Source organism: Oceanobacillus limi (assembly GCF_900111445.1).
Lineage (GTDB): Bacteria > Bacillota > Bacilli > Bacillales > Amphibacillaceae > Ornithinibacillus > Ornithinibacillus limi.
The window spans coordinates 30,708-53,382 of sequence record NZ_FOHE01000013.1 but is presented as its reverse complement, the minus strand read 5'-3'; the positions used below and the strand labels follow the sequence as shown (position 1 = coordinate 53,382).

21 protein-coding genes are annotated in these 22,675 nt (G+C 37.2%); 8 read left to right on the top strand and 13 right to left on the bottom strand.

The features are described 5' to 3' along the window. Positions 1-8 precede the first annotated feature (8 nt). The 3 genes from BMX40_RS13740 to BMX40_RS13730 all read right to left on the bottom strand — a co-directional run bounded on the left by BMX40_RS13740 (position 9) and on the right by BMX40_RS13730 (position 2,681). On the bottom strand, positions 9-386 hold the full coding sequence (locus tag BMX40_RS13740) for a RidA family protein (protein WP_090870870.1): 378 nt from the start codon (positions 384-386) through the stop codon (positions 9-11). Positions 387-504: 118 nt separating this feature from the next. Further along, on the bottom strand, positions 505-1,122 hold the full coding sequence (locus BMX40_RS13735; RefSeq protein WP_244513556.1) for a lysozyme family protein: 618 nt from the start codon (positions 1,120-1,122) through the stop codon (positions 505-507). Positions 1,123-1,334: 212 nt separating this feature from the next. Further along, positions 1,335-2,681: an MATE family efflux transporter gene (locus BMX40_RS13730; protein ID WP_090870868.1), complete on the bottom strand. Its 1,347-nt coding sequence runs from the start codon at positions 2,679-2,681 to the stop codon at positions 1,335-1,337. 181 nt (positions 2,682-2,862) lie between these two features. On the opposite strand from BMX40_RS13730, the gene BMX40_RS13725 reads away from it, so the two are divergent. Both BMX40_RS13725 and BMX40_RS13720 read left to right on the top strand, forming a co-directional pair. Continuing rightward, complete coding sequence (locus tag BMX40_RS13725; protein ID WP_170840800.1) at positions 2,863-4,479, top strand: long-chain fatty acid--CoA ligase; 1,617 nt, start codon at positions 2,863-2,865, stop codon at positions 4,477-4,479. A 285-nt stretch (positions 4,480-4,764) separates the two neighbouring features. After that, on the top strand, positions 4,765-6,057 hold the full coding sequence (locus BMX40_RS13720; protein ID WP_090870866.1) for a hypothetical protein: 1,293 nt from the start codon (positions 4,765-4,767) through the stop codon (positions 6,055-6,057). 76 nt (positions 6,058-6,133) lie between these two features. Here the strand turns inward: BMX40_RS13720 and BMX40_RS13715 are convergent, their stop codons facing one another. The 9 genes from BMX40_RS13715 to BMX40_RS13675 all read right to left on the bottom strand — a co-directional run bounded on the left by BMX40_RS13715 (position 6,134) and on the right by BMX40_RS13675 (position 17,458). After that, the gene (locus tag BMX40_RS13715) at positions 6,134-6,460 is read right to left on the bottom strand and encodes a hypothetical protein (protein ID WP_090870864.1); all 327 of its coding nucleotides are present in this window, start codon (positions 6,458-6,460) and stop codon (positions 6,134-6,136) included. A gap of 237 nt (positions 6,461-6,697) precedes the next feature. Next, the gene (locus BMX40_RS13710; protein ID WP_090870862.1) at positions 6,698-9,868 is read right to left on the bottom strand and encodes a DEAD/DEAH box helicase; all 3,171 of its coding nucleotides are present in this window, start codon (positions 9,866-9,868) and stop codon (positions 6,698-6,700) included. A gap of 103 nt (positions 9,869-9,971) precedes the next feature. Further along, positions 9,972-11,159, bottom strand: a complete 1,188-nt coding sequence (locus tag BMX40_RS13705) for an MFS transporter (RefSeq protein WP_090870860.1) — start codon at positions 11,157-11,159, stop codon at positions 9,972-9,974. Between the two features lie 701 nt (positions 11,160-11,860). After that, positions 11,861-11,968 (bottom strand): putative holin-like toxin, encoded by a 108-nt coding sequence (locus BMX40_RS20685; protein WP_280139679.1) that lies wholly within the window; start codon positions 11,966-11,968, stop codon positions 11,861-11,863. A gap of 150 nt (positions 11,969-12,118) precedes the next feature. Further along, positions 12,119-13,519 (bottom strand): GntP family permease, encoded by a 1,401-nt coding sequence (locus tag BMX40_RS13695; RefSeq protein WP_090870855.1) that lies wholly within the window; start codon positions 13,517-13,519, stop codon positions 12,119-12,121. A gap of 84 nt (positions 13,520-13,603) precedes the next feature. Further along, on the bottom strand, positions 13,604-14,617 hold the full coding sequence (gene pdxA / locus BMX40_RS13690; RefSeq protein WP_090870853.1) for a 4-hydroxythreonine-4-phosphate dehydrogenase PdxA: 1,014 nt from the start codon (positions 14,615-14,617) through the stop codon (positions 13,604-13,606). A 1-nt stretch (position 14,618) separates the two neighbouring features. Next, positions 14,619-15,920 carry a four-carbon acid sugar kinase family protein gene (locus tag BMX40_RS13685; RefSeq protein ID WP_090870851.1) on the bottom strand — a complete coding sequence of 434 codons (1,302 nt, stop codon included), beginning with the start codon at positions 15,918-15,920 and terminating at the stop codon, positions 14,619-14,621. Between the two features lie 18 nt (positions 15,921-15,938). Continuing rightward, entirely contained in the window at positions 15,939-16,688 is a 750-nt protein-coding gene (locus BMX40_RS13680) for a DeoR/GlpR family DNA-binding transcription regulator (protein WP_090870850.1), read from the bottom strand. Positions 16,689-16,864: 176 nt separating this feature from the next. Beyond that, positions 16,865-17,458 (bottom strand): superoxide dismutase family protein, encoded by a 594-nt coding sequence (locus BMX40_RS13675; protein WP_090870849.1) that lies wholly within the window; start codon positions 17,456-17,458, stop codon positions 16,865-16,867. Between the two features lie 295 nt (positions 17,459-17,753). Between BMX40_RS13675 and BMX40_RS13670 the strand changes: the two genes are divergently transcribed. After that, the gene (locus tag BMX40_RS13670; protein WP_090870847.1) at positions 17,754-18,128 is read left to right on the top strand and encodes a PH domain-containing protein; all 375 of its coding nucleotides are present in this window, start codon (positions 17,754-17,756) and stop codon (positions 18,126-18,128) included. A 47-nt stretch (positions 18,129-18,175) separates the two neighbouring features. On the opposite strand, the gene BMX40_RS13665 is transcribed toward BMX40_RS13670, so the two are convergent. Next, entirely contained in the window at positions 18,176-18,685 is a 510-nt protein-coding gene (locus BMX40_RS13665) for a DoxX family protein (protein WP_090870845.1), read from the bottom strand. Between the two features lie 267 nt (positions 18,686-18,952). Between BMX40_RS13665 and BMX40_RS13660 the strand changes: the two genes are divergently transcribed. Genes BMX40_RS13660 through BMX40_RS13640 form a run of 5 tightly spaced genes read left to right on the top strand, consistent with a single transcriptional unit; the run spans position 18,953 to position 22,662 of the window. Further along, a complete protein-coding gene (locus BMX40_RS13660; RefSeq protein ID WP_090870843.1) occupies positions 18,953-19,678 on the top strand; it encodes a hypothetical protein in 726 nt (241 codons plus the stop codon). 14 nt (positions 19,679-19,692) lie between these two features. Beyond that, positions 19,693-20,424 (top strand): hypothetical protein, encoded by a 732-nt coding sequence (locus tag BMX40_RS13655; protein WP_090870841.1) that lies wholly within the window; start codon positions 19,693-19,695, stop codon positions 20,422-20,424. Between the two features lie 50 nt (positions 20,425-20,474). Further along, complete coding sequence (locus tag BMX40_RS13650; protein WP_090870839.1) at positions 20,475-20,873, top strand: GntR family transcriptional regulator; 399 nt, start codon at positions 20,475-20,477, stop codon at positions 20,871-20,873. A 2-nt stretch (positions 20,874-20,875) separates the two neighbouring features. Continuing rightward, complete coding sequence (locus BMX40_RS13645; protein ID WP_090870837.1) at positions 20,876-21,760, top strand: ABC transporter ATP-binding protein; 885 nt, start codon at positions 20,876-20,878, stop codon at positions 21,758-21,760. A 2-nt stretch (positions 21,761-21,762) separates the two neighbouring features. After that, complete coding sequence (locus tag BMX40_RS13640; protein ID WP_090870835.1) at positions 21,763-22,662, top strand: M23 family metallopeptidase; 900 nt, start codon at positions 21,763-21,765, stop codon at positions 22,660-22,662. The last annotated feature ends 13 nt before the right edge of the window (positions 22,663-22,675 follow it).

Below are 22,675 nucleotides of genomic sequence, written 5' to 3'. Positions count from 1 at the left end.
CTCCTTCATTATCTTGTGTATACTACAGCATCTATTTCCACTAATACATCCTTTGGTAAACGACTAACCTCTACTGTCGCTCTAGCTGGATATGGTTTTTCTAAATAGCCACCATATATTTCATTCACTTTAGCGAAGTCATCCATAGAAGCTAGATAAATCGTAAATTTAACGACGTGCGTAAAATTCGCATTAGCCTTTGTTAAAATAGCTTGCAAATTTTCCATTACTCGCTTGGTTTGTTTTTCAATACCTTCAACAATATTCCCGTTATCCGGATCAATTCCAATCTGACCAGATATATACAAAAAATCTCCAGCCTGGATCGCCTGCGAATAGGGTCCAATTGCATCTGGTGCGTTTTCAGTATGGATTTCTTTGACCATTCCTATTCACCACCCTTAAATAATTGAACTTCTTTTTCTATGTTAACATTTATTCCTATACAATTTCTTGTAAAAGGATTTCGTTAATTCATTTAGATTAACTTAGTTCTTATATACCTTAATTTGACGAAATTGCCTCCTTATATTTCATCACGGATTGAACATATTGTATATCTCCGTAACAAGCATTATACTGCTTTGCTTCTTCTCTTAGGCACGTATATATCGTTGGATCGGAAGCATTCTCATACATTTCTTTGGAAAAATCAATAGCAAGCTCTTGGGAATAGCTTCCATTCTGCTCTATTACATAATTTATAAAACCCTCGCCAAAATTATACGATTGAACAGCTAATTCTACATCCCCATGCGCTTTTTCCAATGTTTGCGAAAAATAATAGACACCTTGCTTAATAGATTGTTCCGGGTCTTCAATACATCCAACTTGTCCACAATAGCTTTCAGACGACTGCATGGGATCATTTCCTCGTCCTCCAGATTCCTGCATCATCATTGCTAGCAATACATCGACATAGTTTTCAACCTCATACTGAATGGCATACGTTTCAACGAGGTGTTGATAACGGAAGACATTTTCACTAATTGACTCCTTATTGTCATTATTAGGACTTGTTGGCTTTTCATACTGAATTAGTGACATAACTATAAATACAAACATTAATAAAAGAAATACAAGCATCGAATCTCGCACTGCTTTTTTCGTTCTTTTCCTCACCTACTCCCCCCTTATCTTGTGCCTATACGTGGATAAGGAAAGATTTACTTTCGTATTTTTTGAAATCCATCTCTCAAAATAAGTTGTACACAAAGTTATCCCCACTCATCCACATATTTTCCATGTAGAAAAATACAATATTTTGTAGATAATTATGGATGTCAACCAAAATATTGGGTTTATCCTCATGTTATCCACAGATTGTTAATAACTTAGGATCGCTTTTTTGTGAATAGTTCTTTGTTGCGCCATTTGCCAAATCGATAATAGAAGAATGCAAACATGCTACTAATTAGAAAGCTACTACCCATTCCAATTGCTATTCCTGTATCACCAAACCAACCGGAGAATAGGGCTGTTAGTGGATAACGCAATACCCAAAACGAAATGATATTAAGTGCCAACACTTGATACATCGCACCGGCTGCACGAACAATACCATTTAATATAAAGTTTATACCTAAAAATGGATAACAGAGCGCAATGATTTGCAAGTACTTTGTACCAAAAGCGACCGCTTCTTCATCTTGTATAAATAATTGAATTCCAAAATGAGCAAAACCTAGAACAAATAAACCGATTGCTACCATAATCGCAAAATTATACAAGACACCATATTTTGCAATTCGGTTTACGCGCGACCAATCTTTTATTCCAATGTTTTGACCTGCCATACTGTTCACAGCCGTACCCAAGGCATGGGCAGGTAGCATTAATAAACTATCTAAACGCTGGGCTGCACTAAATCCTCCTACAACACCTTCACCAAATGTAGTAACAACACTCATAATCGCTGCGGATCCTGCAGATATAACAGCCATTTGTAATCCAGACGGAATTCCTAGATTTAGGATTAAGCCTACTTCCTGTTTAGACGGTAATTTGGGCAGCATAAATGGAGCAAGCTTCTTATATAATACATAGATCAATCCATATAAAAATGCACTCCCTTGCGACACTACAGTAGCAAATGCGGCCCCTTCGATTCCTAGATTAAACCCTGCAATAAATAATGGGTCTAGAATGATATTTAAAGCAACAGCGATCATTACAAAACGAAGTGGTGTTTTACTATCTCCTAGTGAACGAAGAACCGTACTAATAAAGTTATAACCAAATAGAAATAAAATCCCTAGGAAATTAATTTGTAAGTAGGACTTTGCACTAGACATCATTCCTTCAGGAGTTCCAAGTAATGATAGGAGTTGTTCCGAGAAAGCAAACCCTACGGCACCTAGAAAAATGGATAATCCAGCTAAAATTACTACGAAAGCATTTAAATATCGCTTCAAACCTGCTTCATTTGAACGTCCTTTTTGTTGAGATAGGATTGTTAAAGCAGCATTATTTAATCCAATAATAAATGACAATACTGTAAAAATGATTGCGCTCGAAATGGCAACAGAGCCTAACGCACTCGCTCCTAATAAATTCCCTACCCACAAGCTATCTGCAAACTGATACGAAGTTTGCAATAAGTTAGTAAGCATTATAGGACCCGAGAATATAATTAACTGTTTTAAAATACTCCCCTGAGTAAAATCATGCTGTTTTTTCATATACCAAGCAAACCCTTCTATTTTAACTATTTACATTCTAGCACTTGTGGCGCTAGAATTCCTCTAACTGAATTCTACAAAATAGTTTAACTTAAATATTTATAGAAATTTAAAAATTATTATAATAATATGATATTATAGGAACAAGGTATTTATAAAACTAAAGGAGTTGGTTTGGATTATGATGCAAGTTCCATTAACTGTTGGCTCCATCTTAGAACACGCGGAGAAATTTTTCCCTAAAAAGAAAGTCATTTCACAAACACATGATAAAGTACATCACCTAAACTATCGAGAAATCGGGCAAAGAACGAGGAGGTTGATGAGTGTATTAGATGAATTAGGGATTCAAAAAGGGGACCGAGTTGGTACGCTTGCTTGGAATCACCACCGTCATCTAGAAATTTATTTTGCCGCTCCGGGAATGGGTGCAGTCCTCCACACAATTAATATTCGACTATCTGCCGAACATATCATTTACATTATTAATCACGCAGAAGATAAAGTATTATTTATTGATGAAGATATTTTACCCCTCATTGAAAAAGTCAAAGATCAACTCACTACAGTGAAGGAATTCATCGTCATGACAGATAAAAAGGAACTTCCTAATTCGAACCTTGCACCACTTTACTCCTATGAAGAGCTATTAACAACAGGAGATCCCAGCTTTTCTTTTATAACCGACTTAGATGAAAATGAACCCGCAGGAATGTGCTATACATCCGCAACAACAGGAAATCCAAAAGGGGTTGTTTATTCTCATCGTGGTATTGTCCTACACAGCTATGCACTTGGCTTAGCAGATACCGCAGCTATTTCAGAATCAGACGTTTCCATGCCGGTAGTACCACAATTTCATGTAAATGCTTGGGGTACTCCATTTGCCTGTACTTGGTTTGGTACTACTCAAGTGATGCCAGGACCCAGATTTACACCAAAGCGACTAGCGGAATTCATTGAAAAATTTGGCGTTACCATCACAGCTGGCGTCCCCACTATTTGGTTGGGCTTATTAAGGGAAATGGAACAAGGAGACTATGATTTCTCAAGCCTTCGTGCGGTTCTATGTGGAGGCTCGGCAGCTCCACTTGGTCTGATTAAGGCTTTTGAACAAAAACATAACATTCCATTTTTTCATGCATATGGAGCAACTGAAACAACTCCACTAGTGACACTATCGCGTTTAAAAAGCTACCAACAAAAGCTTTCAGAAGAAGAAAAGCTGCAAGAACGTACAAGACAAGGAATTCTAGTTCCAGGCCTACAAATGAAAGTCATTGGTGAAAATGGAGAAATTGAATGGAACGGGAAGGACATGGGAGAACTACTTCTTCGTGGACCTTGGATTGCTAGCGAGTACTACCAAGATGATCGTACCGAACAATCCTTTGTTGATGGCTGGTTCCATACTGGTGATGTCGTTACGGTAGATGAAGAAGGTACGATTCAAATTATTGATCGGACGAAGGATTTGATTAAAAGTGGCGGGGAGTGGATTTCATCGGTAGAAATTGAAAACGCTATCATGAGTCATGATGCAGTTTTCGAAGCTTCTGTCGTATCCATTCCTGACCCAGAATGGCAAGAACGTCCTATTGCATGTGTTGTACTACATGAAGGTTTTGCAGATAAGGTTAAGAAAGAGGATATACTCGAGTTTTTAGAGCCTCAATTTGCGAAATGGTGGTTACCTGATGATGTACTGTTTATAGATGAAATACCAAAAACATCTGTTGGGAAATTTTTAAAACGGCAATTGCGCGAACAGGTTAAGGAACACTATAGTTTACAATAAGAACAAAACGATGGATGTTAGGTTAATAAAGCCATATTTTCTTCCTTAGCAGTTAAAAAGCATTTAGACCAACGGATCCTATTCGTTGGTCTTGATTTCTTGTGGATTGTACATTTTTATATTTCCCCTCTTGACAATATTATGAAAATTCCGTACTATAAATAGAAATTAAGCAAATATATTTCGTATATCTTCAACAAATTTACCGTAAAATTACTGAAAATTCTGCAATACAGATACAATAATTGTAAATCATTTAGTTACGTATAATAAAGGGGGATTGCAATGAAGATTAAACTGGCTGTTTTCGGGCAAAACGCGTTAATACAGAGGTTTGAAAACTGTATCAAAAAACATGAGGATATTGAGATCATCCCTTTTACATATCGAAATGCAAAAGAAGCATTAAATTTAATTGAGAAAGCATTCATGTGTGATACCTATTTATTCTTGGAATCCCTTCCCTATCTGTACGCTAAGCCAATAATTGATAAAAAACGTTTACCTACAGTACAGGTTGCATTTGATGAACTAATGCTTCTCACCAATCTTTATCATTTAAACAACACGCATAATAAGCCACTTAATCGCCTTTCAATGGATGCGTTAAATAAAGATCTAGTAGATGAAGTCATGTCAGAACTAGAACTAAGCAATCGAGATATTTATAGTTATTGTTATGGACAAGATAAGGTTGTAGATATTGATAATGTGGTTTCATTTCATAAAAAGCTTTGGGATGAAGGAAAAATTGATTATGTATTAACTTCACTTGACGAAGTTGAACAAAAACTCAAACTTCATGATATTCCAACCAATTGCATGATGATTCCTCAAATCAATATGGAAAAGGCAATTGAGAAAGTAAAATCCATTACGCTTTTTAATAAGAATAAAAGCGCTCAAATTGTAGCTGGTTACGTGAAAATAAAAGAGCTAGATCGACTAAAAAATGAAAAAGACGAAGCTGTTATCCAGCAGACCCAGCAAAACCTCCATCAAATTCTATTAAAGTTAGGAGAAAAAACGCTTTCATCTGTATTCACCAATCAGGAGAACCACTTTGTTATAGTTGGAACACGTGGAATATTAGATCACATCACCAATCATTTTCGCGATTTCCCACTGCTTCAGGAAATAGAAGCTACCTTAAATACAACGGTAGATATTGGATTTGGGCTAGGATTAACTGCTAGTCAAGCAGAGGATCATGCAAAGCTTGCATTAGACACATGTGCTCTATCAAAAAAAAGCAGCTGTTATATTGTTAATGATCGGAAGGAAACCATTGGTCCACTAGGTATTCAAAAGCATTTTGACACATCAAAGCTTTATCATGCACTCATTCATAAAGCTAGGTTAAATAATGAGCTTTCGTATAATTTTATCGACTTTATTAAAATACGAAACAATGAGCCTTTTTCCTCCAATGATATCGCATCATTCTATAGTGTAACAAAGCGAAGCGCTGAACGAACTGTTAATAAGCTCTTAACAGGTAAAGTAATTAAAGTAGTCGGCGAAGAAAAGCCGTATGTTAAAGGACGTCCACGAAAATTATTTCAAATTAACATGTGAAAGAACAAAAGCGCATATGATCCTAGTACGAATTAGACTAATTTTAATTAGATTGGTGCCACAAAATGGTGGCACCTTATCTGATATCCTCACTTCTTTCAAATCCATTATTCTTTTTCAAAATATTCAACGCCGCTTCAAAATCGGCGTCTTCTACCTGCCCTTCGATAACATGCATTCCGCCTTGATCCCCATCATTATTACCAGCTGTATTTAACACTGCAGCATATCCAAAGTTAGATGTTGTTTGATTAAGGGCAACTGCTGGAGTAAAAGCTCCTCCACCATCATCCTCTGGAATCTGATCAATCGTTACATTGTGTGTACGTAGAGTCTGTAAGCTTGCATGCGCGGATAAGAGATCATCCTCGGTTTTAAAATAGGATATGAACTTTTTGGCCATAATAACTCACCTTTCCGTAAATACTGAGACCCACTTATTCGTGTTTGATTTCTAACTCACTAGAAACGTCATTTTCTTCTCCACATTCTTTTCTATTCTATATTAGTATTTACGAATTCAGTTGAAGTATGTGAGCCATGTACACCGAGCAAAAAATACTTCCAATATATCGAAGAACTCATTTCACGTATAAATTTTTTTAAAAAAGAAGACACCACTTCACATGGCGTCTCCTTCTTATATACTCAACAATTCTCGAACATCTTCTTCACTCAAACTAGAGAGCATTGTCTCTCCTGGCTGGATGACTTGATCAATTAACTCCCGTTTCTTCTGTTGTAGATCATAAATCTTTTCTTCGATTGTTCCTTCTGTTATTAATCGAATTACTTGAACTACATTCTTTTGCCCAAATCGATGAGCACGGCCAGTAGCTTGATCTTCCACTGCAGGGTTCCACCATAAATCATATAATATTACCGTATCAGCACCTGTAAGATTTAGACCAGTACCTCCAGCTTTTAGCGAAATAAGAAAAATATTTTTTTCGCCGTTATTAAAGCGTTCACTCATTTGAACACGTTCACTGGATGGTGTCTGCCCAGATAAATAAAAGTAATCAATACCTTCTTGTTGCAATTTTGTCATGATAATCTCATGCATGCTGGTAAATTGAGAAAATATTAACATTCGCTTCCCATTTGCAAGTGCATTTTGGATTGTTTCCATAAGAAGTGTTAATTTTCCAGAAGTACCTTCATAATTTTCAATAAACATCGCTGGATGGCAACAAATCTGTCTCAAACGAGTTAAGCCAGCTAATATTTTCATCCGGTTTTGCTGAAATCCATTCTCCTTCATCGATTGCGCTGCTTCTTGTTGAACCTGTCTTAAATAACCAATATATAATTCTTTTTGCTGATTGGTTAGTTCCGATACACTGACAGATTCGATTTTTTCTGGCAGCTCCTTTAGCACATCTTTTTTCAAACGACGTAAAATAAATGGTTTTGTGATCGACACAATTTTGTCATGTTCCAATTGTTTAAAGGTTTTCTGATTTGGCATTAGTCCTGGTAATACTACTTGGAAAATTGCCCATAATTCATCGATAGAGTTTTCTATTGGTGTACCACTTAATGCAAATCTCTTCCCAGCTTTCAATTGACGAATGGCGATCGATGTTTTGGTTGCATAATTTTTAATGTACTGCGCTTCATCTAGTATTAACGTTTCGAATGATAAGTCACGGTAATACTCGATATCTTGCCTTAATGTCGCATAGGATGTAATCCAAACATCCATATTTGTAAGGCTTTTAATTTTTTCATGTCGTTCTGATGGTGTTCCAGTTAGCACAGCTACATTTAAATCTGGTGTAAATTTTTCAAACTCATTTTTCCAATTGTACACAACAGATGAAGGTGCAATAATTAAATGTGGATTCTCATTTATTTCGGATGCAATGTATGCGATGCTTTGCAACGTTTTCCCTAAGCCCATATCATCTGCCAAAATTCCACCCAGATGGTAATTGCTTAACGATTTAAACCATCTATACCCAGTCATTTGATAATTTCTTAATTCCGCATTCAGAGATTTTGGTAAATCGTAATGCTGTTCCTCGGGTGACTTAAGTTCATATAACAACTGCCTAAATTTAGGGTCGTAATTTTTTTTCGTATCAATCAGTTCATCTACCTGTGTCCCTCGAAAGACAGGCACATGTATGCTGCCATCCTCTACATCGGTCTTTTGGATTTCCATATCTCGGAAGAATTTTTGGATCGATTCAAATTCATCCCCTTCCAAGGAAAGCATTTGACCACTTTGAAGTCGGTAATAGCGTTTCTTCTCAATAACTGCATCTAATATTTTATTTATCTCCTCATCCGCCACACCGTCTATGTCAAAGCCAATTTCTAATAAATTGGAAGACGACTCCATACGCACACTTGTGCTCGGCATCGGTTCATTTTCAACCATTATATGGCGTAACTCAGAAGTTAGGAATAACTCTACATATTGATCGAGAATTGGCAAGACTTTATAGAGGAATTCATATAATTCTTCCTCATCCGCTTCAATGTATAATGTCTTACCATTATAATGAAAGTTGGCATATTCAATGAGTTGCATGATTTGCTGTTCTTTTTCGACATCACGAATAATAATGACATCAGATTGTTCCCGTTCTCCAAATGGATTAATAACTTCTTCGCCATAATGGTACTCTAGCTTCCCTACAATCCAATCTGCTTGCAGTTCGAGATACAATTTCGCCCGTAACGGAAGCTGTATGATCTCCTTTTGTATCTTCTCTTCTATTTCTACATCTCCAACCTTTTTCAAAGAAGGTAGAACCTCCGAAAGAAACGTATCTGCTTGATTTTTAGCAATTGGAAGCTGTTGATCAATCATGCCAAATTGGCTTACGTTTTCTATAATTGGAATTTGTTCTTTTGATGGAAAATAGAATACACCATTAGCGAACAGCATTTCATAAGGCTTGAAAAATACTCCTTTTTCGACATCATGCATTGTCAATAACAAATCATCCCGCTCATTTTTGGTTAAGGCAAAATGGTATGGTAGACTATCTTTCTCTATAGTTAAATGCCGATAAGCCTTTTTTCCAGTATCTACTGATACATCTCGATCCATCAAGGACTCCAATACTTCCTTAGCTGCTAGTGGAGGAATGATAATCGTTCGTTTATCACTGATATTTCCTTGATAATGATAATATCGATACCCATTATATATTTTCTCGTTTCGCAATATGGAATATAGCTGCTCAAAAATAGCTAAGTCCTGCTGCAACACGTAATATTGTTCAGGCGAATAAGTAAATGTTTTCGTAAAAGGGTGTTCGTTTCCCTGAATAACGTCTTTTATAAACTCCGATGCATCTTTCACCACGAAGGTGCGTTTTTCTCCAGCCTTTAATTCAACTAACAAGTTTTTATCATACGACCATTTAATAATATATTCCACTCGTAACGGAACCTTATCCGGCAATATTTCGACTGTATTTTCTTGTTGTGGAAGTGAACTAATTGCTTGGATAAAACGATTTGTTGTTTGATAATCAAAAGTTGCAAACTGTGGTGTGTTTTTCGTTTCCTTATTCTTTATACTAATTAATGTTGCTGCAACGTGCTTACAAGATTTATACGTATCAAAAGCAGGGCAGTCACAATACGTATCAATGGAACCGTTAGCTAAATCTTCCATATTTATTTCCACAAAATAGTCCTCGGTACCATGAACGGTTGCAGTCCATACCTGATAATTTATATCGTATAATAGATCACTAACTTGACCCTGTTTATAATAGTCCAACCCACGTTTATAGACGATCGACGGAAAAAGCTTTTGTATATTAACATCGCTCAATTTTTTCAAGACTCTATTAACCTGCCTTTACACATTCTCTCTATATTGTAAACGAGATGTACATGTTTTAAAAGTGCCTGGCACTTGTTGAATTTCGACAAGTGCCAGGCACCTATTTCGCTTTGTATAATAAGTAGATGTAAATTAGAATTGAAGTTAATACAGAGCCTGCTGCTGTCACATAGATAGCACCGTAACTAAATAGAAACGCAATTTGACCAAACAGGATCGCCCCTGTTCCGACTCCCATATCAAAGGAAGAGAAAAAAGTGGCATTTGCCATTCCCTTCCGATTGTTTGGTGCCTTTTCAACTGCCCATGCTTGAAGAGCAGGCTGAACACCACCAAAACCTAACCCATACATAGCAGCCGCGATAAGCATGACCGTTGTATTGGGTAACCAAGATAAAAGCAGCATTGCAAAAAGTATTAGTACAGACCCTGGAAGAAAGACATATAAATGTCCTTTTTTATCATAAATTTGCCCAGCAAACGTTCTAGATAACATTAAAAACAGCGCAAATACAAAAAAGTATAAACTAATTCCCCCGACATTTTTTTCAATGGCATGAAGTGGAAGAAACGTTGCAATTCCTCCAAATGTAAACGTAATAAACAATAATAAAACGGAAGGCTGTAAGGCTGTTTTTTCAAAAATATCAAATTTAGCAGTAACGGTTTTCTCTGGAGATTCTTCTACTTTTTTATATTGAATTCTGGATGACAGTAAAAATGCAACCAATCCTAATGATCCACAAATTAAAAATAATTGCGTAAATGAAATAACATCAACGAGCGCCAGACCTAATGCCGGTCCAAAGGACAGCGCTATATTACCTGAAAGACCAAAGTACCCCATCCCTTCGCCCCGTCGTTTCGGCGGGATGATATCCGTAGCAATCGTACCGGTAGCAGTGGTGGATAGCCCCCACCCAATTCCTTGGACGATGCGCATCATTAACAGTAAGAAGATACTACCAATAAATGCATAAGATCCGACTGACAGCACAAAGATTACTAAACCAGACATATAAACGATTTGTCGTCCCTTCGATTCTAAGGCATGCCCAGCAAATGGCCGGATGATTAACGCAGAAAATGTAAAAATACCTACAATAATTCCTACTAATTTATCACTGCCCCCAAGTTCTTTCACGAATAAGGGAAGCGTTGGTAAAGTCATTTGAAACCCTAAGAAAATAAAAAAATTAGCCAAACAAATAAACACGAAGTCTCGTGACCATATTCTGTCGGCTTTTAAAACGGTTGATTGCGTTTGTGTATCGGCTGATATACTCATCCATTTCGCCTCTTTCCTTCGATACTCGAAATATATTATACATGAGTTGGCGCCTTATTGGAATGTTTATTTTGAATTTTAACTAACATTCGATTATTTCATTTATGACAACATAATTTGTATATAAAGCGACGTAACAGCACTGTGATTTCCGCTGCTGGTATTCATTTACCTTGGGTACGGCTTTACCTAAGGTAATAAAGGAGTGAAGTTCCACTTCGTTTTTGACGAGGATCGTGGTTCCGCTAAATGACAATAAAATCACCCAAACAAGGGGTATGAGGATCCTCATTCCTCTATTAGGGGTAAATCAGCACAAATCGCAATCGAAAAAGGTAAATAAAGGAATGAGGATCAAAAACCATGTCCCAAACGATTTATTTCAACCATTTAACGGAATGAGGTTCTACTTAGCTTGTGATGAGGATCTTCTTTCCGCTATTCGGAACCAATGATTGTTAGATAAATCTTGTTTTTTCTTTCACACAAAAGGATTACGTATTCCACAATCAGCCGATTACTAGATACCAAATTTTTGTTATATCGCATACATTAACGGTTCATCAATTGCTTAAAAAAACAGACCAAAAACAAAGGGTTCAGCTATAACTGAACCCGGCTGATAAGCGGCTCTTCGTGAGGGCTAAGTAGTTAATTAAAATAGACTGCCTTAATTGATTCCTACACAGCGGGGAGAAGGTCTATTTTTTATTGTTAATCATCGTAACGATCAAGGCTAATAGCGCGATTAATAATGTGCCAAAGCTAGCTAGGACCATCATTACTTCGTACAAGCTCAGTAATACCACCTCTTTTCCCTCGAGGAATTCCGCGTAATTCCCCCTGTAGAGCGTTATCTTGTCTGAGTATATCACAGCTAAAACAAAAATGCGAACATGTGTTCTATTTTAGTTCCAAAGAAATAGTAGGTCTGATCATTCAGACCTACTTGTTCATGATTAAAACAGGCGAACAACAACATCCGCTACTACTAGCATCACGAGTGCAACACCCCATGCAATTGTTGTTGGTACAGACCAAACCATGATTTGTTCTTTCACATTTTTTATTCCAAGCATTCTGTTAACAACCCAGAATAAGCTATCATTGAAGTAAGAGAATATCATCGCCCCTAATGCAGCTGCCTGCGCAGCCAAAACGAGGTTAACATCTAAACTTGCAACAATCGGAGCAGATATAGAAGCAGCTGTTATCATGGCTACAGTTCCACTTCCTTGAACCAATCGTACGAATGTCGCGATGAAAAACGGTACTAATATTGCCGGAATAGACCATTGTGCTACTTGCTCTGCAATTAAATCTCCCGTTCCACTAGCTCGTAGTACTTCACCTAGCGCACCACCTGCACCTGTTACAAGCAGTATAATTCCGGCTGTTTTAATTCCTTCTTCCATACGATCCAATGTCTCTGATTTACGTAGATTATTTGTTAGTGTGTAAATAGCAACAATTAATCCTAACCCTACCGCAATAACCGGATTACCGATAAACTGGATATACGAAAGCAATGTTTCGTTTATCGTTAATGCTCCTAAATCATGTAACGCACCAAATGTTGTATTAACAAATATTAAAATAATCGGTATTAATATTGGCATAATCGCTTTGGAGAATGAAGGTAAATCTTTTTCCTTTTCATCTACTGCATTTAAAAACTCTTTATAGACTTCCCCTTCATTTAACCTTACAAAGTTTTCTCCATCTTCTGAAGGAACTTGGTTAATCTTCTTCCCAATCCATTTCGCATACAAAACACCAACGATGATAATTGGAACAGAAAATAGTAAACCTACTAAGATCATCAATCCAACATCTGCTCCGAAGATTCCAGCAACCCCTAGTGGTCCTGGTGTTGGTGGAACAGCATGGTGGGTAACTGCTAAACCTACTGCTAGAGCAACTCCTAAACCAATTACTGATTTACCCGTTTTTCTTGATAACGCTTTTACTAATGGTTGTAAAATGACAAATGCTGAGTCAACAAATATAGGGATGGCAACAATATAACCAGCGATAGCCATTGCCCATTCTTCTTTTTTCTCTCCTAGCTTTTTAACAAGGGTGTAGGCAAGCTTTTCTGCCGCACCAGAAACTTCCAATATTCTTCCCATCATCACTCCTAACCCAATGATGATACCGATAGAACCTAACGTACTACCAAAACCAGAAGTGATGGTGTCTACTACATCTGTTGGACTCATCCCTCCTACGATTCCTGTTACAGAAGCCGCAATAAGTAACGCAATAAATGCATGAACCTTTGTTTTCAAAACGAATAATATTAATAATGCAATTCCTAAAATCAATCCGATAATCATTTGTGTTCCTGAAACTTCCATTATTACTCTCTCCCCTCGTGAAATGGCTTTCATAATCTTTCTAAATGAACTGAGGCCCTACTTGAGCCCCAGTTAATGTTGCTACTACAATGTTTCGCTCGTAAATTTCGGTGCATATTCTGCAGCTAATTTAATACACTCTTCCATGCTGACACTGGAAGCGATATTTTCACCTGCAATATCAAATGCTGTTCCATGATCAACTGATGTTCTTAAAAATGGTAATCCATTTGTAATGGAAATGGTGCGATGGAAATCAGTCATTTTCGCTGCGATGTGACCCTGGTCATGATACAACGATAGAACAGCATCGTACTTACCATTTAGTGCTTGGAAAAACACGGAATCTGCAGGCACAGGACCAACTGCATCAATTCCATACTGTACTGCCGCTTCAATTCCTGGCCCAATTTCGTTTACTTCTTCCATTCCGAAAAGACCACCTTCTCCACTATGAGGATTAAGGCCTGCAACAGCGAATTTTCGATTTTCCACTCCTAAACGCTGAAGTGCTTTATCACAGCGAGTCAAATAATCTCTTACACGTTCTTTCGTCATCTGTGCAATCGCATCTTTCAATGACAAGTGACGAGTTAAGAAGAAGATTCGCATATTATTTACTTGAAACATTGTTAATGGATCTTTCGTATCTGCTAAGTCCTCCAGCATTTCTGTATGGCCAATATAAGGAACCTTCGCGGCTTTTAACGATTCTTTATTAATTGGAGTAGTTGCTAAAGCTTTTACGGTTCCTTCTTTTGCAAGGTTGACAGATGTTTTAATATATTCAAAGGCAGCATTTCCACATTGCGCTTGAACCTCACCATATTGTAATTCATCCATGTTAATATTTTTTAAATCAATAAGGTCTACCTTACCGTATTCAAATAACCCTTCTTCTGGATTATCGATTACATTTACTTCCAGGTTAGCTTCTACAATTTCAATAGCCTTCTTAAATACGTTGGCATCTCCAACTACTACTGGTTTACACATGCTATAAATCTCTTGATTGACTAAGGACTTCGCGGTAATTTCTGGACCAATACCTGCGGGGTCTCCCATTGGAATTGCAATAATTGCTCTTTCGTTCGCCATGTTACTTTTCCCTCCTGTTTGTTTTTGTACGTAAATATTTCACACTTGCATAAATCGCCTTTTTATCTCCTACCATTCCGCCTTTTGTGACGATTGGTAATCCTGGAAAGTGACCACCTATTAGCGTTCCATAAGCAGCGAGTGGTAGCACTTCATCTTCTAACTTAATTCCAGATGCCATGCTCAACGCACATAAGGAAGCCGTTACGTCGCCCCCACTAGTGAAACAACCTTGAATTTGGTAATCCGTTTTCTCTAGAACACGTCTAGTTATTTTAGCCAAGCCATCTGTAATGCGCTTCGCTAAGGCATCTTGCGTTGTATCTTCTTGTTCCGCAATAGCTTTGAAGTTTACTAGACCAGCACCTTCTTCATGAGTGGTAATAATAAGCACATCGTCCTGCTCGATTCGTTCTAATGCTACCTCAATTGCTCGATCAACCTCATCTTCCCAACTAGACTTTAAGGTAGCTAGTTTTTCTGCAGAAACATATACAGGAGTTGAGTTTGTCTTCTCCTTAAGATAATGCAGTTGACGACCAGATAACGATGTAACACTTCCTACTGTCACAATGACTTTGCTTTGTTCTACTAATTGATGCGAATACGCTTTGGCATAAGCTGCGGTTAATGGCCCTGGGTCGACCGGAACAAGCTGTACGTTTTGTATATCCACCATCGACTCAGCTATGGTTTCAATATCTTCGTCCGTAACAGCATCAATCACGATAATTCGTTTTCCATTGTCTATATGTTGGATTATTGCAGTACGCAGCTTTTCTCCACCTGCTAAAATTTGATCCAAACCAATATGACCAACATTGAATTTACTTTGGTCTGCTATTAACCCTGGTATATGTGACTGTGTAATTGGCATAACAGGATCTTTTGCCACATCCGTATCTTGAACAGGTATTCCATCGACCAACAAATAGCCACCAGATGAAATCCTCCCCGAGTCTGGAAAAGATGCCACAACAATTGCTACACTATTTGAATCCACAGAATCAAGAACAGTATCAATTTCTAACCCAATTTTTCCTCTTACCGTACTATCAATTCGTTTACAGATGATTTTTGCTTCCCAGTCTTGAAAACTCTTAATTGCTTCATTCACTCGGTTAATAACAATCTCATCCGGTGCGTAACGGGAATCTGTATCAATACACACCGCGTTTAACCCTTGTGTATTTGGTATTTCATCTCCAAAAACTACAGTAGCAGAGGAGAATCCTTGTTTACTCAAACGTACCCCAGTAGCATTTGCTCCTGTTAAGTCATCAGCTATTACCCCGACTTTCATGATGTCTCACCTCATTTGTTAAATAATCTCAATTAACTCAGACAACTTATTCTTTGATTCAGTTGATATCTCATCATCCGTAATAAAACCAGTTAAATCCTTTAAATCAATTACTTTGGAAAATGCTTTTTGATTAACTTTACTAGAGTCAGCTACCAGCCATATACTTTCTGCAGCTTCAATCATTAATTTCTTCACTAGTGACTTTTCAAAAGTTGGGGATGTCACGCCTGCTTTTACATCAATCGCATGTGCTCCTAAGAAGAATAGATCAACATGAATTGTTTTTAATAATTGATGAGTCTGTGGTCCAAATAAGGCTCCAACATCATTTTGCAGCTCCCCACCAGTAACAATTACTTTTAATGGGCTATCAACTAATTCAGCTGCAATTTTTATGTCATTCGTTATTACGGTGATATTGACTCGCTCCCGTAATAATCTAGCTAATTCTAAAGTAGTAGTTCCTGAATCCAGCAAAATAGTTTGACCTTCTTTTATATAAGAAATAGCCTTTTTCGCTATCGCTTTCTTTTGCTCCATTCTTCTACTTTCTTTCGTTAAAAAAGGGGTTTCCGTAATGAGTGGTTTCGGTAAAACAGCACCACCGTGTATTCGAATTACCTGACCACTTTCTTCTAACTGATCCAAGTCTCTACGAATGGTCATCGGTGAAACATTTAGTTCCTCTGAAAGAACGTCGATTTCTACCTTTCCATCTTCCTTCACCTTTTGCAACACCCAATCTCTACGCTCGGTTGGTTGCATTGGAACACCCCTCCCTTTGTTTTAAAAATATGCTTAATGTTATTTTCTAACACCATTATGTTACCTTTTAACATAAATGTCAAGATAATTTGTTAATTTCTATCAAAATTCATTTCGTACTTTCTTTTTTATGCAATAAATAAAAAGACCCTCAGTTTATGAAGGTCTTTGGTTATTTACTCAGCAATCACACCACACGCGACTCGCTCTCCAGCATCGCCTGCCGGTTGGGATTTGTAGTCATCTGCCCCGGAATGAATCATTAATGCCGTGCCACCATCTTTTCGTAGGGAGTTTTCTTTTCCCTCTTCCAGTGTCACTTTCTCCGCTAACACTTCTGCTTTTACGGTTCCATCCTCTGCTACTTTAATATTTGGAAGGTCACCTGCATGGGGCCCTTCTGGATGGTCAAATCCATGACTGGCTTCCATTGGATTGAAATGTCCTTCTGCCGATCCAAAAGTTGGAGGTTGACACTTCCCTACTTCATGAACATGGAATCCATGTATACCTGGAGTTAGCTCTGTTGCTTCCAGTGTTATATAAACCCCTTCCTGTCTTTGTTCTAGCACCGCATCACCGATTCGATCTCCACTCGTATTTACCAACGACACGATTAACGATTCATCTGAATCTTCCTGAGCACTCATAGTTTCAATGCCTGGATCTTCTTCATCATGACCTTGAATATCTTCTTGATTATCTGTATTCCCACATGCAGTCATAATAAATAACATTGTGACTGTGTACAACAACTTTCTAAATTTCATGTCACTACCTCCATGTAAAGAGTTGTATTCACCTTCCATTCTTTACAGGTTTAAATTGGAATAAACATCACTTTTTTCTGATTTCCATATCAGGAATCTTCAATAAACTGAGGATCTCTTCCATTCTCACTTATTGTTAGATGAAGGAAATGGACAATGACGGGCACACCTAAAATTAATTTAATTTACTCATAAGAACCCCAGGGTAGAAAGCTTACTGCCCTAGTTTTATGTGGGATAAATACCTTCTGTAATGCTATAATAAATAGTGTACGAAACTAAGGAGGGATTTTTCATGGGGCTATTTGATGGTATGATGGGAAATGCATCCGAGATAGACAATAAGACCGCAGAGAAAGAACTAAAGGAATTGATTGCACCAACCGAAAATGTGGAGCACGCCTACAAGCTGATTCGAGATCTATTTGTTTTTACGAACAAACGGCTCATATTAGTGGATAAGCAAGGAGTAACAGGTAAGAAAACGGAGTATCATTCCATACCTTACAAAAATATAACACATTTTTCAGTAGAAACAGCAGGCACCTTTGATCTAGATGCCGAGTTAAAATTATATGTATCTGGAAGTGCTACACCTATTGAAAAAACTTTTAATAAACAGTTAAACATCTATAAAGTACAAAGTGTACTAGCCGAATATGTTTGTTGATCATAAAAAACGGACCTTCATCTTTTGGATGAGGATCCGTTTTTTATTTACGCGATAGCTATTTGTTTTTTCTCCCGTTTATTTATAGGTGTATTGTTTTTCAATAATGGAATTACCCAACGATCTAAGCCATAACGTCCTGCATTAAACCCTGCTACGATTAAGAAGACAGTTAACAATACCATTTGTGCGTTCGTGCTTACTGTTCCACTGAACAGGAATGCGAAGTTCATCGTGATTCCCATTAATGCTGCAAAGTTCGTAAAGATTCCTAAGATTAATGCTGCACCTACTAGAAGTTCGCCCCACATTACCAAAAAGCTAAATAATTCTGCATTTGGAATTGCGACAGCTTCTAGGAAAGCCGCCCACCAGCCTTGTACTGCTGGATGTTCCCCACTTGCACTGGCTACTGCTCCGTGTAAAAATCCGCTTGCATCAAATCCTCCGCCTGTTACCTTGCCCCAGCCACTTGTAAACCAGCTATAACCGATGTATATACGAATGATTGCTAATAATCCTGCAAAGTACTTGTTTGTTCGAATGAAATTCATCATTAATTCCATCTCCTTTGATTGATGTAATTTTTGTATAGTTTGTTCAACATTTCACAATATATTGTAAGTGTGTTTCCTTATTACAATTAGATCTTACCATCTAATTAAACATTCGTAAATACCTTTTGCTCATTATTTCACAATATATTTTAGTTTGTGACAAAAAATTGAACAAACCCTGCGAATTGACCCTTGACAACCTAGCCCGATATTATATACTGTTTATATAGATATACACAGTATAACAGTTATAAGGAGGAGAGAATCTTGTTACATACATGGAAACAGGCATTTTCATTGGCTTTTTTTGAGATTAAAGCCCTTAAATATAAGACCTATTTAGCTTTCTTGAGCTATTTACTTATTTCGTTAGTCATATGCGTTTTCTTAATGAAATGGTTCATCTCAAATAATGAACTCAGACATGAAGCACTATTTTTACTAATTTATCTATTAGGTTTGTCATGGATTAAACCAAAAGAACTACAAAATAAAATCATTAATGATAACGTAATGGCTTCACCTATATTTGTCATGAACTTACATTTACCAATTAATCAGGATATTCTTATAAAAAGTAGATTTATCATTTATTTTATGTACACGATACCCTTTCAGTTATTTCTACTAGTTGGGATCTGTCTCTTTTCTCCATTACAAAAATTACTAACGATTGAGATGCTTACTCCTTTTCTTTTGTTTTGGATTTCGTTTGGAATCCTCGTTGATGGTGTTCTTGTAAAGATAGATATCCGAATAAACCCTTCCAAGTATCGGCACTTTTTAATAGGATTATTCACTTATTTTATCGTAACGATTCTGTTAAGGGTACTTCATGAATCTACTGGATATAGCTTGATAGACGGTTCGATTTTCTTGGCACAAGAATGGCCATTAATAACAACATGTGTAACTATTTTCATCACTGCGTTAACAACCATGCTCTCAAATAGAAAAATGTTACGTTTAGTAAGAGATACTGATTACTTATAAAGGAGAAAATAAGAATGAAAGACTGGAAACAAGCTATTTGGATTGCTAGCTTTGAATTGAAAAGGTCGTGGCGAGGTGTTCTTTCTTTACTTACCATTTTTATATTCTATACGTATTTAATACTTGCAATGCCTTTCTGGGTAGACAAACCAGGATCGGGTGTATCCGATGTCCTATTTATATTATTGTTTACATTTGTCCCTAGCTGGTGCAAACCGAAATCCTTTCAATTTCAAATGATAAATGGTAGCTTTCAAGCTTCACCTTCCATGGTTATGCTGACACAGCTTCCTATACGTGAGAAAACAATTATAAGGAGTAGGATGATTGTACACTTTCTGTTTTCCTTTCCAATTCAATTTGTCTCATTGCTTACCATGTACCTTATATCATCCAGGTTTTCATGGTTCAATATATCGCCATTCACGTATTTACTTTTTATGGTCACATGGCTATCATTTGGAGTTTATGTTGGTTTAGGGATTAATTCGATTGAAGTTGGTAGGATGGCAAAAGATAAAAACAAAATACATACTTTAATTGGAATATGTTTTCTTATTGTAGTAGCAGTTAGCATTGTCTCATTCCCACTTCTTTTTCCGTATAGCATTGTAGGGGGCTCCATGATTCTTATCGAGCAATACCCTTTAATTGTTACCATGACATCTATTTTTCTTGCAATCCTTGGGATAAATTATTGGCAGAAAAAAATGGAAAAATCTTTGAAACGAATGGATTATTATTAAAGCATGTTTATACACGATTCATACCATACCAATAGAAAGGAGTGGGTACTGTGGAATTGCCAATCCGACTCTCCCAGGATTCTCGGGAACCGATTTATCACCAAATTGAACATCAATTAAAAGCTTTAATTGCCGGCGGAAACTTACGAGCAGGAACATCACTCCCTTCTATCCGGTCCTTATCGAAGGACTTGGAGGTCAGCGTCATTACAACAAGGCGGGCGTATCAAAACCTGGAAGCACAAGGTTTCATTAAAACTCTACAAGGAAAAGGGACCTTCGTTGCAGAAATTGAAGATTCCTTAAAAAAACAAGTAAAAGAATCTACTGTCCGTAACACTTTAGAAAGGGCCGTAGAAACAGCTCTTAGCTACGAGTATACCGCTTCCCAAGTGGAAGAGTTATTCCAAGAAATCATGAACAACCATCGTAAAGAGAAAGGAGATTAACCATGGAGTACATTGCAGAGATTACGCACATTAAAAAACAAATCGATGATTTCCATTTAGGCCCGATTGATTTAAGGGTAGAACCAGGAACTATTACTGCCATTGTAGGTAACAATGGCTCTGGAAAAAGTACCCTTCTTAAGTTAATCATGAATTTAGTAAATCCAGATTTAGGTAATGTAAAGCTGTTCGGTACTTTGGTCTATGGCGAAGATGAAAGTTGGAAAAAACACATTGCCTATCAGCCCCAAACGGTGATTGGGTGGGACGCATTTAATGGAAAAACACTAAAAGATTTTATTGCATCCCTATATCCAGATTGGGATGAAGACCTATTCCATAATATGGTTTCTACTTTCCAAATCCCTTTAAACAAAAAGTTTAATAAGCTCTCACAAGGGATGCAGCAAAAGCTTAATCTAGCGTTAACCATTCCTAGGAATGCTCCTTTATTAATACTAGATGAACCTACATCCTTTATGGATATTCCATCTAAAAAACATCTTATTGATATATTGGTCCATTGGATGGATCAAGGAGATCGTTCTATTATATTTTCAAGCCATCAAATGGAAGATATTAAGAAACTTTCCGATTACTTATTCGTATTACATAACGGTAATATGATTGGCAACTATGAGAAAGATGCCTTACTTGAAAAGTATAAAAGCTATTGGATACAGAATACGACCCCTCTTCCAAATCACACGATACCTGGGGAGATTTCACGTACGGATCAACAGCTTATTTCAAATCAAGCGGACCGAACAGAAGCTTTTCTAATGGATGAGGGCATGCAATGGACAAAACGAACTTCCCTCGACTTAGAAGATATTGTTTCTCTCTTATTAAAGCCAATTGAAACTACAAATGATGAGGTGACATAAGAATGACCTTTTCGATCATTCAAGTATTTGTAATTAATTTATTGCTTCCAATCGGGTTTCTTATAATCCTTTGGAAAGCAAAGGTTCAAAGCAAATTAGAGTGGGTTACATTTCTTCTAACTGCTTGGACCGTATTTATATGGCTATTCCTTTCTGGGCCATGGGATTGGTTGAGTTATTATTTACGAATTATTTTTCCACTGCTACTAATCATTGTTACTTTTTTATCTTGGAGAAAGATAAAGCATCAAGAAGTTAAAATCGAATCAAAATCCAAGCATAGGCTTTCAGTCGGGATAAACCTTGTTTTGGCTTTCCTATTTGGAATGTATAGTACGTTATCGATCAGCGGGTTATTTACGAGTGATGATGCGATCGAATTAAATTTTCCATTACAAGATGGCGTTTACTATGTCGGCCAAGGTGGTAGTCACGAGATGATAAACTATCATCATGCCTATGAACCGCAACAATATGCACTTGATGTAGTCAAACTGAATTCACTTGGTACACGAGCATCTGGAATTTATCCGGATGAGCTCGAAAAATATGCGATATTCGGTGATAATTTATACAGCCCATGTGAAGGAAATGTTGTGGAAACAAGGGATGGTCTTTCCGATCTCATACCACCTGATTCAAATCCTGAACAACCAGAAGGAAACTATGTCGCACTTCAGTGTGAGCAAAGTGAAGCAATCCTTTATATTGCACATATGCAGAAAGGGAGTATTTCTGTCGAAGTGGACGACGCAGTAACAGAGGAAACCGTCATTGGCAAGGTTGGGAACTCTGGAAACACCTCAGAACCACATCTTCATATACACGCTGAAAAGGACGGTGTTGGTATCCCATTAAAATTCAATAAGCGCTTCCTTACTAGGAATGGTATAATATGGTAGGTTTTATACAAAC

What these genes read in the sequence shown, in the direction of transcription:
- BMX40_RS13715 (WP_090870864.1), bottom strand. Translation starts at nt 6,460, where the DNA reads ATGGCCAAAAAGTTCATATCCTATTTTAAAACCGAGGATGATCTCTTA.
- BMX40_RS13645 (WP_090870837.1), top strand. Translation starts at nt 20,876, where the DNA reads ATGGAGTACATTGCAGAGATTACGCACATTAAAAAACAAATCGATGAT.
- BMX40_RS13655 (WP_090870841.1), top strand. Translation starts at nt 19,693, where the DNA reads ATGAAAGACTGGAAACAAGCTATTTGGATTGCTAGCTTTGAATTGAAA.
- BMX40_RS13730 (WP_090870868.1), bottom strand. Translation starts at nt 2,681, where the DNA reads ATGAAAAAACAGCATGATTTTACTCAGGGGAGTATTTTAAAACAGTTA.
- BMX40_RS13640 (WP_090870835.1), top strand. Translation starts at nt 21,763, where the DNA reads ATGACCTTTTCGATCATTCAAGTATTTGTAATTAATTTATTGCTTCCA.
- pdxA (WP_090870853.1), bottom strand. Translation starts at nt 14,617, where the DNA reads ATGGCGAACGAAAGAGCAATTATTGCAATTCCAATGGGAGACCCCGCA.
- BMX40_RS13740 (WP_090870870.1), bottom strand. Translation starts at nt 386, where the DNA reads ATGGTCAAAGAAATCCATACTGAAAACGCACCAGATGCAATTGGACCC.
- BMX40_RS13675 (WP_090870849.1), bottom strand. Translation starts at nt 17,458, where the DNA reads ATGAAATTTAGAAAGTTGTTGTACACAGTCACAATGTTATTTATTATG.
- BMX40_RS13680 (WP_090870850.1), bottom strand. Translation starts at nt 16,688, where the DNA reads ATGCAACCAACCGAGCGTAGAGATTGGGTGTTGCAAAAGGTGAAGGAA.
- BMX40_RS13670 (WP_090870847.1), top strand. Translation starts at nt 17,754, where the DNA reads ATGGGGCTATTTGATGGTATGATGGGAAATGCATCCGAGATAGACAAT.
- BMX40_RS13725 (WP_170840800.1), top strand. Translation starts at nt 2,863, where the DNA reads ATGATGCAAGTTCCATTAACTGTTGGCTCCATCTTAGAACACGCGGAG.
- BMX40_RS13720 (WP_090870866.1), top strand. Translation starts at nt 4,765, where the DNA reads ATGAAGATTAAACTGGCTGTTTTCGGGCAAAACGCGTTAATACAGAGG.
- BMX40_RS13705 (WP_090870860.1), bottom strand. Translation starts at nt 11,159, where the DNA reads ATGAGTATATCAGCCGATACACAAACGCAATCAACCGTTTTAAAAGCC.
- BMX40_RS13685 (WP_090870851.1), bottom strand. Translation starts at nt 15,920, where the DNA reads ATGAAAGTCGGGGTAATAGCTGATGACTTAACAGGAGCAAATGCTACT.
- BMX40_RS13695 (WP_090870855.1), bottom strand. Translation starts at nt 13,519, where the DNA reads ATGGAAGTTTCAGGAACACAAATGATTATCGGATTGATTTTAGGAATT.
- BMX40_RS13665 (WP_090870845.1), bottom strand. Translation starts at nt 18,685, where the DNA reads ATGATGAATTTCATTCGAACAAACAAGTACTTTGCAGGATTATTAGCA.